At 40.4% G+C, this 13,664-nt stretch carries 12 protein-coding genes; 9 read left to right on the top strand and 3 right to left on the bottom strand.

What is annotated here, in order from left to right:
- The first annotated feature begins 85 nt into the window (after positions 1-85).
- Positions 86-1,369, top strand: coding sequence for a hypothetical protein (locus EHQ59_RS06385; protein ID WP_135618440.1), 1,284 nt, complete (start codon positions 86-88; stop codon positions 1,367-1,369).
- Positions 1,370-1,431: 62 nt separating this feature from the next.
- Here EHQ59_RS06385 and EHQ59_RS06380 read toward each other — a convergent pair whose 3' ends face one another.
- Positions 1,432-1,680: a hypothetical protein gene (locus EHQ59_RS06380; protein ID WP_135618438.1), complete on the bottom strand. Its 249-nt coding sequence runs from the start codon at positions 1,678-1,680 to the stop codon at positions 1,432-1,434.
- 102 nt (positions 1,681-1,782) lie between these two features.
- On the bottom strand, positions 1,783-2,814 hold the full coding sequence (fbp, locus tag EHQ59_RS06375; protein ID WP_135618496.1) for a class 1 fructose-bisphosphatase: 1,032 nt from the start codon (positions 2,812-2,814) through the stop codon (positions 1,783-1,785).
- Between the two features lie 109 nt (positions 2,815-2,923).
- Here fbp and EHQ59_RS06370 point away from each other — a divergent pair, with 109 nt between their 5' ends.
- From EHQ59_RS06370 to EHQ59_RS06345, 6 genes are all read left to right on the top strand, one after another.
- The gene (locus EHQ59_RS06370; RefSeq protein WP_167481384.1) at positions 2,924-3,748 is read left to right on the top strand and encodes a hypothetical protein; all 825 of its coding nucleotides are present in this window, start codon (positions 2,924-2,926) and stop codon (positions 3,746-3,748) included.
- Between the two features lie 88 nt (positions 3,749-3,836).
- A complete protein-coding gene (gene rpsU / locus EHQ59_RS06365) occupies positions 3,837-4,055 on the top strand; it encodes a 30S ribosomal protein S21 (RefSeq protein ID WP_012388550.1) in 219 nt (72 codons plus the stop codon).
- Between the two features lie 19 nt (positions 4,056-4,074).
- Positions 4,075-4,530, top strand: a complete 456-nt coding sequence (locus EHQ59_RS06360; protein ID WP_135618437.1) for a GatB/YqeY domain-containing protein — start codon at positions 4,075-4,077, stop codon at positions 4,528-4,530.
- Between the two features lie 12 nt (positions 4,531-4,542).
- Positions 4,543-6,354 carry a DNA primase gene (gene dnaG / locus EHQ59_RS06355; protein ID WP_135618436.1) on the top strand — a complete coding sequence of 604 codons (1,812 nt, stop codon included), beginning with the start codon at positions 4,543-4,545 and terminating at the stop codon, positions 6,352-6,354.
- Between the two features lie 16 nt (positions 6,355-6,370).
- The gene (rpoD, locus tag EHQ59_RS06350; RefSeq protein WP_100718534.1) at positions 6,371-8,143 is read left to right on the top strand and encodes an RNA polymerase sigma factor RpoD; all 1,773 of its coding nucleotides are present in this window, start codon (positions 6,371-6,373) and stop codon (positions 8,141-8,143) included.
- 57 nt (positions 8,144-8,200) lie between these two features.
- Positions 8,201-9,361: an NADase-type glycan-binding domain-containing protein gene (locus EHQ59_RS06345; protein ID WP_135618435.1), complete on the top strand. Its 1,161-nt coding sequence runs from the start codon at positions 8,201-8,203 to the stop codon at positions 9,359-9,361.
- 110 nt (positions 9,362-9,471) lie between these two features.
- Here the strand turns inward: EHQ59_RS06345 and EHQ59_RS06340 are convergent, their stop codons facing one another.
- Positions 9,472-11,079, bottom strand: a complete 1,608-nt coding sequence (locus tag EHQ59_RS06340) for a glycerol-3-phosphate dehydrogenase/oxidase (protein WP_135618434.1) — start codon at positions 11,077-11,079, stop codon at positions 9,472-9,474.
- Between the two features lie 97 nt (positions 11,080-11,176).
- On the opposite strand from EHQ59_RS06340, the gene tyrS reads away from it, so the two are divergent.
- Both tyrS and EHQ59_RS06330 read left to right on the top strand, forming a co-directional pair.
- Positions 11,177-12,403 carry a tyrosine--tRNA ligase gene (gene tyrS / locus EHQ59_RS06335; protein ID WP_135618433.1) on the top strand — a complete coding sequence of 409 codons (1,227 nt, stop codon included), beginning with the start codon at positions 11,177-11,179 and terminating at the stop codon, positions 12,401-12,403.
- 70 nt (positions 12,404-12,473) lie between these two features.
- Complete coding sequence (locus EHQ59_RS06330; RefSeq protein ID WP_135618432.1) at positions 12,474-13,664, top strand: polysaccharide deacetylase family protein; 1,191 nt, start codon at positions 12,474-12,476, stop codon at positions 13,662-13,664.

Raw genomic sequence — 13,664 nt, 5'->3', positions numbered from 1 at the left:
TAAAAAACTACACTATTTAGACAGAGAAAGAAAGCAAAAATCTTGCTCTTAAAAGAACATAAAAGACAGTTTCCCTAGGACCTTTATGAAAATTACGAGTGCTGGTATCGAATTCCTCGAATTCAATGAATTTAGAAATTTTGCTGTGGATTATGATCTGTTAGGTTCTGTTTCTTTGAGTGAACCGGTTGTCGATAAAAATGGAAACATTCTCATCAAAGAAAAAGTAGCCATCAAAGAAAACATTTTAAAGAAGTTAGAAGGTTTAGAAGGAAACTACATTCCATCCTTTAAACTTGCTATGTCAAAAGACTTATTAAAGATGTTAAGGTTGGTTTTGTCGAAAGCCATCTTAAGTCGAATTGATGATCGTTCCAATGAATTTATTTTTCATCTTTATGAACAAAATGCAGAAAGGATGGCAAGTCTAAAAGGCATCATCCAAAACTCGTTTTATTCGAAAACAGTTGCCTTATCTTTTTTTCGTATTTTACTTTCTCACAAAGAATTTTTTAACCACTTAGCAGACTTTGGACTGCTCAGTTTGGGTGCCGTCATCCAAAAACAATATGGATTCAAAATGGTGAATCGTTATAGTTTTCTTGCCGGATTATGTGCAGACATAGCAGTCTCAAAAGAAGGATTATACAGACAAAGTTTTTTTGGTTCTTCCCTGACTTCTGCTGTCAGTTTGAGCATTGAAATCGCACGAAAACTCAATTTACCAGAAGAAGTCATCAGTGCCATTAATAACCATGGAAATTCTAATTTTGAAATTCCTGGTGTAAATCCTGCCAATGTGAATCTCGAAGACTTACGAAAACACCAATTAAACCAAGACCTACTTGCTGGGAGTGGGATGGAAGACGATGCGAGTGATGATGAAGAAGAAGCAGGAGAATATGTTGACAACACCGCAGAAGTCACGTTAGATGCATTGAAGATTGCCCGTTACATCATGGAGAATCTTAAGGCAACTAATGACAAAGAACATGTGTCAGAAAAACTACTTGTGATGTTTACTTATAATGCAGAGAAGGGACTCTTTCGAAAGGATTTAGCGGATCCTATGACCAGTCGCTTTAAAGAATTTGATCATGCCATCAAACGCATTCGAATCATTGCGGAAATTGAAAACAAATGTAAGTTTCAAACATCTGCATGGGCCTATCCCAAACCGAAATCATCCCAAATTCTTTGTAAGGATAGAAATTATGAATGCCCTTGGATTGTGAATGGATGGGACTTACGGATCATTACCCCACAAGATCCATTTGGACATATTGGTACGGCACTGGAAGTCGGAACGTATCCGAAATGTGCTTTAGAAGAAGAACTACACGCGAAAATCAAATACACCGAGTCCTAGGGCAAAAAAAAACCAACCGAAGATCGGTTGGTTTTTTCTTTTCAAAAAAGATTGGGAAAGAATTAGAAACCAGCTGGTTTTTTAATGTCTTTCGTTGCGTCTTTGATCGCGCCAGTCGCTGCTTTCTTAACTTCTGTTTCAGCAGTTTTAACCGCTGCATCTACTTTTTTCTCTACTTCTGTAGTTACTTTTTTCGCTGCATCTTCAACAGTTTCCATTTTTTCTTCTACAACTGGTTCTTCTTTTTTGCAGAATGCAAGTCCAGAAACCATAGTAACACCGAGAATTAAAACGAGTAGTTTTTTGTTCATCGAAAGTTTTCTCCTAAAAAATCTTTTAATTCTGCCAAAACTATACGAACTCAGTTTCTATTGAAAGAAATTTCTGAGGTGCAACCGAAAATTAGTGAAACTTTATTTCGGAACAAATGTAAGGAATTCTTCTACTTCCTTTTTGCTACCAATAATGAGCGTTGTTCTTTCATGAAGTTCTTTCGGAGTGAGATCCAAAATGCGTTCTCCTTTGACAGTTACCGCCATACCACCAGCTTGTTCTGCAATGAACGCCATGGGAGCTGCTTCATACAACAAACGAAGTTTTCCATTTGGGTATTTGCTTGATTTGGTATCGTTCGGATAGAGGAAAATTCCCCCTTTCAAAAGGTTTCGGTGGAAGTCTGCGACAAGGGAACCAATGTAACGAGCTGTTTTTGGTTTTCTTCCGCCTTCGATGGATTTGATTTTTTGTAGATACGACTGTACTTCAGGAGACCAGTAGGATGCGTTTCCTTCATTAGCCGAATAGATATCCCCTGACTCTGGCATTTTCATATTGGGGTGGGAGAGTAAAAATTCACCCACACTTGGGTCGAGGGTAAATCCAGAGACACCAGTTCCCGTAGAAAGGACAAGCATCGTGGAGGATCCATAAATGATGTATCCCGCACAGCGTTGCAAATGGCCTTTTTGTAATAGGTCTCTTTCTGTTCCTGGTTCTTTGGAATTTGGTTCTAGGCGTTGGTGGATGGAAAATATCGTTCCGATGGAGACATTGGTATCAATGTTGGAAGAACCATCGAGTGGGTCGATTGCCATGGTATACTTTCCAATATTGTATCCACCAGGGATTGGGATGATGGCTTCGTGTTCTTCACTGGCAAGCACACAAAGGTGACCGCAGATTTTCAAGGATTGGTTGAAGGCATTGTCTGCGTATTGGTCGAGTTTCATCTGGGTTTCCCCTTGGACATTGGTGTCCTCAGTCGCTCCTAAGATATCATCGAGGAGTCCAGCTTTTCGAACTTCTCGACCTACAATTTTTGCGGCATAGACCAAATGGCTGAGAAGGGCAGTGAATTCTCCGGAAGCATGTGGGATTTTGAGTTGCTCTTCTAGGATGAATTGTGAGAGAGAGATGAGTTTTTTTTGTTTCGGTGTTGCGTTCACAGTTTCCCCGACGTGATTTTTACTCCATTTTTGTGGTTGTGGGTAGGGAGCAAATCCTTTCTCCTTTTGAATGAGACCTTGGTTTCCGATACTGTAACAGAGAAACTCCATGACAGAACCTATGCATTTAAGTCCTTCTCCTTCCATCCAAATGACAGACTACCATTCCCGTCGTTTGGGCCTTAGTTTTGCCAGTGTGGGAGCTCATTTGGGTTGGGTTTACTTGGGGAATGAACTTGTCTTCGAATTTGGCCAAACCGAAAACGAAGAAAACATTCGTTCGAAAGTCGCTGATTCCATTGGAATTTGGATTCGCAATGTTTCTTATCTCGATCCCAAATCCATTTTGACGTTTTCCGAAAGAGGGAAGGAATTAGAACTTTTTCTTGTGCGTTTGCCAGAGGGAGAAGTTCCTGTTTTTGTTTTGGTTTTACTCGAAAAAGGAATGGAGTTAGCTACGAGAAACTGGGAAGATCTTTCCAACCAAGTGTTGACGTTCTGTGCGACGGGAATCTCTCTCCGTGAAAAAAATATCTTAGATTTCGAAACCATCACAGAACCCATCCGCAAACGAATGGAAAAAGCATTTTCTGGTGAAATCAAAACGGGAGTGATCGCTTTTTTCCACTTACAAGACCTAAGTCCTTTTTTTAAACCGATGGGAGTCATCAAAAGCCAGGAAATTTTACGAGAAGTGACTGCCACCCTCCACAAAGAAACAAGAGACAATGAATTCAATTTTCAACTGAATCCACGCTCTTACTTTTTATTTTGTCCAGGGGAAACCTTGGATGGTGCCAACAACAGGTTTGGTTCCCTTTACTTTCCGTCTAAACATCTGATTTTGGACTATAAATTGAAGATTTTTTCGATTGATGCCGAGGTGTTGGCGGATGATGCCAAATTTTCTTCCATTTTTCTTGAAAATTTCTAAAAGCAAATTTAGGGGGAATTGACAGGATAGGGCAGTTTCCGATACCGTCAAAACTAGACCATTTTTACAAAAGGACAGTTGTTTGTCTATGACCCCACAAGTAGGGATTTATTTAAAAGAAGGGGAATCCATTGAAGCAGCGCTTCGTAGATTCAAAAGAGATTGTGCTAATGCTGGTATTATGAGCGAAATCAAACGCCGTGAATACTTTGAAAAACCTAGTGTGATTAAGAAAAAGGCTGTTGAAGCTGCAAAACGCAAACGAGACAAAAAGAAAAGATTATTCGCTAAAAAAGATAAACTTTAATCTTTAAGCCGGTTTTCCTATGACCCTGCAAGAGACGATCAGTACCGATCTAAAAACGGCGTTAAAAGCCAAGGATGAAACAGTCCTCGGCACCTTACGTCTGATCAAAGCAGAAATTCAATATGAATTAACGAAAACCGGTGCGTCCGAACTTTCGGACACTGCAGTGATGCAGATCCTCAAAACCAATTACAAACGAAGAAAAGACACCGCTGTGGAATACGACAAAGCGAATCGTCCCGATCTGTCGAGTAAGGAAATTGAGGAAGCAGAGATCATCTCCCGTTATATTCCAAAAGAAGTTTCCGAAGAAGAAATCAATTTAGCAATCGGTGAAGCAGTGGTGACACTCGGTGCTGTAGGACCTCAAGATATGGGAAAAGTGATGGGGAATGTAATGGCAAAATTTAAAGGACAAAATATAGACGGCTCCAAGGTATCCACCCTCGTTAAACAAGCACTTAGCGCCCGTTAAAATTACCAAACTGTGAATCCTTACCAAAGTTTTAAAGAAAGAGTTCGCAGAGAAGTCTCCATTGACTCCTATATCAACCGATTTGTTCCTTTGCGCCGTATGGGTAGGAACCTAGTTGGCATTTGTCCCTTTCATAACGAAAAAACTCCCTCATTCAATGTAAATGCAGAAGGTGGATTTTACCACTGTTTTGGTTGTAAGGCATCTGGTGATTTATTTCGATTTGTGATGGACTACCAAAAGGTAGACTTTCTCAAATCTTTAGAAATCCTTTCTGATTATTCTGGAATTCCCCTTGTAGAACGAACCAAGGAAGAGGAAGAATCAGAACGAAAAAAAGAAGCACTCTACCAAATCTCCCAAAAAGCTCTCGAATACTTTCAAAATAATTTAAATACATCTGCCGGCGAACTAGCGTTAAAGTATCTGGAATCCAGAGGTTTGTATTCGGAAGATTTAAAAGTGTTTAAAATTGGATATGGGCTTCCTGGATTTGGGAATTTACGAGGAGAGTTGTTCAAAACGGAAGCAGAAGTCAAACTTGGGGAACAATTGGGTCTTTTAAAACGCCAAGACCAAAACAAAGATCCATATGATTTTTTCCGAAATCGGATCATGTTCCCTGTGATTGATACAAGAGGAAGAGTGATTGCGTTTTCCGGTAGGATTCTTGGTGAATCGGAAGAAGCAAAATACATCAATAGTCCTAATTCTCTTATTTATGATAAAAGTCGCACATTTTATAATTTAAACTTATCTCAAGATAGCATTCGAAAAACAAGAGAAGCTGTCATCGTAGAAGGTGTGTTTGACGCCATTGGACTCTTCCGCAAAGGTATTGAGTTTGTCGTCGCCCCTCTCGGAACTGGATTTACGGAAGGCCATGTACGGATTTTAAAAAACATGGCGGACAAAGTGTACTTAATGATGGATTCTGATAAAGCAGGAACCAAAGGAGCTTTTCGCGCGGTAAACCTTCTCTCCAAAGAAGGAGTGGTAGTCAAAGTGTGTCATATCCCAGAAGGAAAAGATCCTTTTGATTATTCTCTCCATCATAACAAACAAGAAATCAGGGATATACTCGAAGGAGCTGCACCTGCTTCCCAATTTATGATCCGAGAAATCCTCGGTGGAGCGGGACCTACATCTCTTGCAGAAGAAAAACAAGCTGGAGTCAAAAAACTCTTCGAATTCTTGAAACCGATGGAGAAGGAAACCGACAAACAGGTCTATTTGGAAGAGGGTGCACGCCAACTTGGACTTTCCTTTTCTTCGCTTTTTCAGGACTTTCGTGGGAAACCAGGTGTAACTTCGACCCCTTCGGTTGTCGATACTAAGAAAGACCGTTTACCACAAAAACCAGGGAAACCCTCTCCGGTTTTAATTTGTGAACGGAAAATGATCGCAATGCTCATCCAAAATTTGGAACTTTTCAGTTTTGCTGATGATTTGTTATCACTTGAGTTTCGTGATGAGGTATCTGCCTTTTTTTGGGACTATTTATATACAAAGTATTTGCAGAATGAGAACCTAACAGCTGCAGAAATACTTTCGAGGGAAGAAATTCCTTCGGAATACCTGGGACTAATTGCTGAACATTTTTCGGCCGATGTATCAGTAACCCCAGCTACATTTAAAGCGATGTTTCTTTACCATGCGGATTTGTTGGATGACGCAAGGATGGAAGAACTTGTCAAAGAAATGGCCAAACCTGACTTAACGATTGAAGAAAAGAACAATCTACTGTCAGAACTTTCACTTTTGAAAAGTGAAAAAAATAAGAGATCAGTGTATCTCAGAACGATCCAAACGTTAGAAGTCTAAAGAGGATAAAGGTAGAATGGAAAATCTAGCAAGCCTACCAGAAGTACAAAAGATTATCTCCATCGGAAAAGCAAACCGAGAGGTATCGTATGATGAGATCAATGAAATACTACCGGATAAAATTCTAAACTCCGAAAAGATTGACGATGTCTTCACCTTGTTACACGAGATGGGGATTGAAATCGTAGAGGAGTATTCCAAAAAATCTTTGGAAGAATCCAGTTCTCTTACAACGACTAAAGAAGAAACTACCAAAGAAACAAAGGAAAAACCGGCACGTAAAAAAAGAGAGTCCAGTGTTTCATCGAGTTCTGAGGATCCGATTCGGCTTTATTTAAAAGAAATTGGTAAGGTTTCATTGATCTCTGGGGAAACAGAAGTGTTTCTTGCCAAACGGATTGAGAAGGGTGAAAAAATCATTGAAGAAACGATTTTAAGTTCTTCGATCCTCCGCCAAAACTTTGCTAAACTCATTCCGAAAATTAAGTCCAAAAAAATCAAAGTTTATGACTTGGTGAAAGTGGACAAAATGTACGCACTCAACCAAGAGCAAGCGGACAAATTAGAAAAAGTATTTTTTGAAAACATGGAACTCATCCAACAGGATGAAAAAGTTCTCAACGAATCCACAAACCGCATTCGTAAGTATTCTGAAAATTCTAAGAAGTTCAAAGAACTCAAAGAAAAAATCGATATGTCTACGGGCAAAATCGATGAAGCCATTCGTAAAATTGGTGTTTCTCAAAAAGAAATCCAAAAGATCTCTCAAAAGATTAAGTCGATGGTCTTCCGTGTTAAGGAAATTGAAAAACATTTCCTGAAGATCAAAGCAAAATACGGTCATGACGTTCGGGAAATCAAAGCCCTCAACCGTTTCATCGAAAAAAATGAAAACTTAGATGAAATCGAAAAGATGATGGGTTGTGACATTGATGAAGTCAGAGAAGTCATCAAAGACATTCGTAACAATGAACGGAAACTCCGTCGTATGGAGCAGGAAGCTGGTTCTCCTGTTGGGGAAATCAAAGACTGGGGTGAAAAAATCATCAAAGGGGAAAGGGAAATTGCACAAGCCAAACGAGAACTTGTGCGAGCAAACCTCCGTTTGGTGGTCTCCATTGCAAAACGATATGCTAACCGTGGAATGCATTTCTTTGACCTTATCCAAGAAGGAAACATTGGTCTCATACGTGCCGTAGATAAGTTTGAATACAAAAAAGGGTATAAGTTTTCCACTTACGCGACTTGGTGGATCAGACAAGCCATCACTCGTGCGATCTCCGACCAAGCTCGTACGATCCGTGTTCCAGTTCACATGATTGAACAGGTAAACAAAGTGATCCGGGAAACTCGACTCTTTGTGCAAGAGTTTGGTCGCGATCCGTCCAATGATGAAATTGCTGAACGTCTTGGATGGCCTGTACAAAAAGTAAAGGCTGTAAAAAACGTAGCAAGAGAACCAATTTCACTCGAGATTCCAGTGGGTTCGGAAGAAGATTCAGAACTCGGAGATTTTATCGAAGACAAAGAAGTAATCTCACCATTGAACTCTGCGGCGTCTTCAATCCTTTCCGAACAAATTAGACAAGTGTTACAAACACTTCCTGCTCGTGAACAAAAAGTGATTCGGATGCGATTTGGTTTGGATGATGGGTATGCGCAAACACTGGAAGAAGTGGGTTACCAATTCAAAGTGACTCGGGAACGGATTCGTCAAATTGAAGCAAAAGCTCTCAGAAGACTTCGTCACCCAAGCCGATCCAAAAAACTAAAAGACTATATCGATTAATCGAAATCGTTTTTCGCTTGATCGGTCTTTGGAAGAGATTCATGGTTTGGAAAGTCCATGGATCTCTTTTTGTTTCGAAATCGATTTTGTTTCCGTTTTCCGTCTGATACCTCTTCTTTTTGCCTCCGGCAGTTTTTACTTCGTTTTTTAAAAATGGACATTCAACATTCCTTTCGGAAAGGGTTTGCTACGTTACTCTTTTCCTGTTTGGTCCTACACTGCCAAAAATCAGAAACCCAGTTGGACTATGACAAAACTCAAAGTGTGGGTCAAGTGAGTCCCGAAGAACCTTGGAAATACAGCCCAGAATTTGCTCTCGATGATAAGTATGGCACAGCTTTTTGTGCCAGTGCCAAAGAAGTGGGTTCAGGGTTTACTATTTTTTTATCAAACAATACTCGTTTTTCCGCCTTGCAGTTGCTAAATGGATTCCATCGGTCTGTCAATGATTGGAAAGCCAATGATTTAGTAAAAAAACTTCGTGTCTCTTCCTATTGGATGGAGAAAAACGATTCCAAAAACAAATTAAAAGAAGACCACACAAAAGATATCGAACTAAGCAAAGGCAAATTTGGAAAATCAGGTTTGTCTGTTGTGGATTTGGATACTACATTCTCGGGGAATGTGATTCGGTTTGAAATTCTCGAAACCTACGGACATGGAAACACGGGCCGAGTTTGTTTGTCTGAGGTAAAAATGGGGGAAGTGAAAAAAGAAGGGTTTGTTGTTTACCCTTGGGTTTCCTTTGATAAAATCAAACGAACCATCACTCAGTTTGGCAAAGCCGAACGACATGCATACGGTTTCAAACAATTGGTTTTAGCTAATGCCAAGGGAACCATTTTGTTTTATGACCAAGGAACCGTGCTTCCTGTTTTTTTTAAACCTGACCAAACTTTTAGTTTTTCGGAGATGTATGGAGAAGGGGATCCCACTGGTTTTTTACCTTCCATCATCGGCACTTACACTATCTTACAATCAACAGAAGAGGGTCTCGAGATCAACTTAAGTTATTTTGATAACGGTGGAATCGAACGAAATATATCTTGGATTTTCAAACGTGCGGAAGTGGGAGACGAAGACTATGAAAACTTCAAAACGAAACTCGGAACCAAGTTTTCGGAAGTCTACCAACCCAAAACGCATTTTCTCTTTGTTTTAAAGGAAAAGGAAACAGGCCGGACGTTTTATCATTACGAACTTCCGATTCCGAAGTAGTTTTAAAAAGACAGGTTTGATTGGAAACAAAGCTTAGGGAATGCCAATGTGATTGCAAGCGGTTCGTGTAATCCGATTCATACTTACCCCAAATTCCACCTACCATCGCGTTAAGCGATGGTTTTCTTTAAATCTTTAATTTGTTTTAAGAGTTCGTTTAAAGAAGATTTTTTTTCGGTTTCCTTCCATCCAAGTTCTTTTGCAAGCACAGTTGCTACAGGAGCCGCTAGTGATTCTGCGAGTTTTAAATCAAGGAAGACTGCTCTCCATCGTCTTGCGAGAACATCCGAAACAGAAAGTGCAAATTCCTTTTTCACAAAATGTTTGATCTCTTCTGCAAAATAACCTGAACCTTTTTTGATTTCTTTTGGTTTTTTCCCAAGGATCATTGGGACTTCTCCGCCATAAGCATCTACCAAACGAACGGCTGTTTCATAGGAAAGGTCGTACATGGTTTGGATTTTTGCTACGAGGTGTTTGCTATATCCATCTGCTCCTGGGAAGGCAAAACTAGCGGTAAAACACTTCATCTTGGAAGGTAATTTTCCAACGGAGATGAGTTTATCCGTTAGGTCTTCTGCCATTTTACGAAACGTTGACCATTTTCCACCGGACATAGTCACAAGTCCCGATTCGGAGACTAAGATTGCTTCTTCTCTGGAGATGGATTTGGTGTCTTTTTTATCACCTGTTGAAATGAGAGGACGTAGACCACTAAACACCGATTCGATGTCGTCTTTCGTCAATTTGGTATCTAAATAATCATTTCCTGTTTGGAGTAAAAATTCCACTTCCGATTGTAAGGGAAGAGGTTCGTCTTCGATTTTTTGGATCGGTGTGTCGGTGGTTCCGAGAAGCACTTTTCCTTCCCATGGGATGACAAACACAACTCTGCCATCGGCAGTTTTGGGAATGATCATCGCGGTCCGGCAGGGGAGTTTTTCTTTGTCAAATACGAGGTGGATTCCTTGGCTCGGTGCAAGGACATTCTCTGCCTTTGGATCATCAAGTTTGCGAAGGGAATCAATCCAAACTCCAGTGGTATTTGCGACTACTTTCGCATTGATGGAAACGGTCTTTTTCGTGAGAGAATCTTTGGCAGTCACACCAATGATTTTTCCACTAGTATCTTTGAGAAAGGAAGTAACTTCGATTCGGGATACAATGTCTGCTCCACTTTCTTTGGCAGCACGAACGGTTGTTACATTAAGCCTTGCATCATTGAACTGGGCATCGTAATAAGAAATACCACCCTTTAGGTTTTGTTTTTTGAGGGAGGCAAAATAATCAAGAGCTGTTGCTTTGGAGATCCGTTCGTGTCCTGGGACAATCGACTTTCCTGCAAGAAGATCATACATCGTAAGCCCAATGGAATAAAATGGTTTTTCCCACCAAACATAGGTTGGTAACACAAATTGGAGTGGTTTTACCAGATGGGGTGCGTTTGTGAGAAGGCGTTTTCGTTCTGACAATGCTTCGTAGATCAACTTAAAATGAAACTGTGCTAGGTACCTTACTCCACCATGGATGAGTTTTGTGGAACGAGAACTTGTCCCTTGGGAAAAGTCTCCCTTTTCCAGAAGCGCTACTTTGTATCCTCGGAGACTGGCATCGAGGGCCGTTCCAGAACCTGTGGCACCACCACCCAAAATCAAAATATCATACTGGGTGGATTCTAACTGTTTCAGTGTTTGTTTTCTTTCATCTAAATGATTCATAAGGGTTTTTACGTACTTTGGTGGTTGCCTATAGAGATTCTAAGGTTAGTGTTGTCAAAAGTCACCTTTTCGACCATCGAAAATTTTTGAAATTGTTATGAAAACTGAAAGAGAATTGAACCAAGAATTAGAAACCATCCGCCGAGGCACTGTTGAAATCATCAGCGAAGCGGAACTTTTAGAAAAAATCAAATCCAAACCATCCCTTACCATCAAAGCAGGATTTGATCCGACGGCACCCGACTTACACTTAGGTCATTTTGTTTTACTCCGAAAACTCAAACATTTCCAAGACTTGGGTCATGATGTATGTTTTATGCTTGGTGATTTTTCAGCCATGATTGGTGACCCCACTGGAAAATCAGAAACTCGCAAACGTCTCTCGAAAGAAGAGGTATTGGAAAATTCCAAAACCTACCAAACCCAAGTCTTTAAAATCCTCGACCCAAAGAAAACTCGTATCCTTTACAATTCCCATTGGTGTTCGGAATTAAAATTCGAAGATGTGCTTGTTCTCACCTCAAAGTATACGGTCTCACGAATGTTAGAACGTGATGATTTTACCAAACGACACAAAGCAGGCACACCGATTTCCATGATTGAGTTTTTATACCCACTCGTGCAAGGGTATGATTCCGTTGCCATGAAGTCTGACGTCGAACTTGGGGGAACAGACCAAAAGTTCAATATGCTTGTGGGCCGCGACTTACAAAGAGAATACGGCCAAAAACCGCAAGCCGTTATCACCTTGCCACTATTAGTTGGTCTAGACGGTGTAAAAAAAATGTCCAAGTCCCTTGGCAATTATGTGGGCATCATTGAAAAACCGATTGATATGTATGGGAAAATTATGTCGATCTCAGATGATCTGATGTGGAATTATTTTGAACTGCTCACAGACCTTCCTATGTCCGAGGTGGAAAAAAGAAAAGAGGGAATTCGTACAAAGGCCCTTCACCCAAAAGAAGTCAAAACGGAACTAGCACTCCTTATCATGGACCAACTCCATCCAACGGAAGAGAACCGGAAAGCCGTGGAAGAATGGACTGCCATCCACAATACCAAAAACAGAGCGCTTCCTGACGAAATTCCAACAGAAAATTTGGACTCCAGTTATTTTGCAGAAAAACCACCCCTTCTTGTGTATGTGTTGTCCCAACTCAAATTCATTCCGAGTGTTTCGGAAGGCCGTAGGCTCATCCAAGCGGGGGGATTGTATTTGGATGAGGAAAAAATTACCGATCCGACACTTGTTTTGGAACAGGGAAAGGAATACCTGATCCGGCAAGGGAAGAAAGGGAAATTTTTAAAGATCAAAACCTAAAGCGGGGGGAGACGAGTACAGAACCCTTGTCTCCCATCCGATAATCGATACTAAGGAAAGCCATACCTACATGTCACTCGATCCGACAAACGAAGAGAAAGAAATCCAGGACATCGTCCACGAACTTTCTAAGGACATCGAGAAAGATCGGTTATTTGCTAAAAAACTCCGTCGTTTCGCTTTTATCTCTGCTTTATCATTTGTTGGTGCAACTGTCCTTGTACTCTGTGGCTATCTTTTGTATTTGAGCCTCAGTGTGACCAAACTCGAATCTGAGGTAAAAGAAAAAGAACGAAACCTTCGCGAACTCGAGCAGTCCCTTTTTTCCTTGATGTACCAAGAACAACTTAGGGAAGAAAATGCCTTGGCTGGGGATACCGAACCCGATGCCGAACTTGCCAAACAAGTAGAAGAGAATATTGAATTCCTGAAAGAAGTAAGTCAAAATACCAAAGGTCGTAATATCCTACGAGGTAACGAAGCTCATAAAGAAATTGCTTTGACCTTCGACTTGGCAACAGGGGAAGAACTCCCTGTCCTTTACAATTACATCAAAGAACATAAAATAAAAGTGACTTTGTTTTTATCCAATGAAAGGCCTTCTGACATCAATGGATCTTTTTTTATCAGACAAAACTTAGATTACATCAAACGAATGGCAAAAACAGGTTCAGTGGAATTTGGGAACCATACCTGGTCTCATTTTAACTACCAACGATCAGTTACCGAAACCTCCTTAAAAAAACGAATGGTACTCGAATATTTATCTAAGTCGGTACTTGATCTCCCTCGTATGGCGGAAGAACTCAAACGAGTGGAAGATACATTTCATTCGCTCACAAAACAAGAGTTAAAGAAGTATTATCGTTTGCCTTATGGAGCTCTTAGCCAATTGATTTTAGATGCCCATGCAAGCCTTGGCTATACAGATCATATTATGTGGTCGAATAATGCCAAAGGATCTCTCGACTTACCCGATTATATCAGCAAACAATTTCTGTATAAAAAAACTTCCAAAGGCAAAAAGGAAGTGGTCAAAAATCCTCACTATAAAACGGGTGAGGAAACACTTACCTTTCTCGAGAATTGGGAAAAAGCAGATCCCAATGGAATGAATGGAGCCATCATCCTCATGCACCTCGGTGGTCCCCGTAAATTTGACAAATTGATTTATATCCTTCCTACTTTCATTGAAAGGATGAAAGAGAAGGGTTACAAATTCGTAACCCTTTCCGAAGTTCTAAACGACCAAAAAGACTAA

Source organism: Leptospira kemamanensis (assembly GCF_004769665.1).
In the GTDB taxonomy this organism is placed as follows: Bacteria; Spirochaetota; Leptospiria; order Leptospirales; family Leptospiraceae; genus Leptospira_A; species Leptospira_A kemamanensis.
The sequence above is the reverse complement of the archived record's forward strand: the minus strand, read 5'-3'. Positions and strand labels throughout refer to the sequence as shown.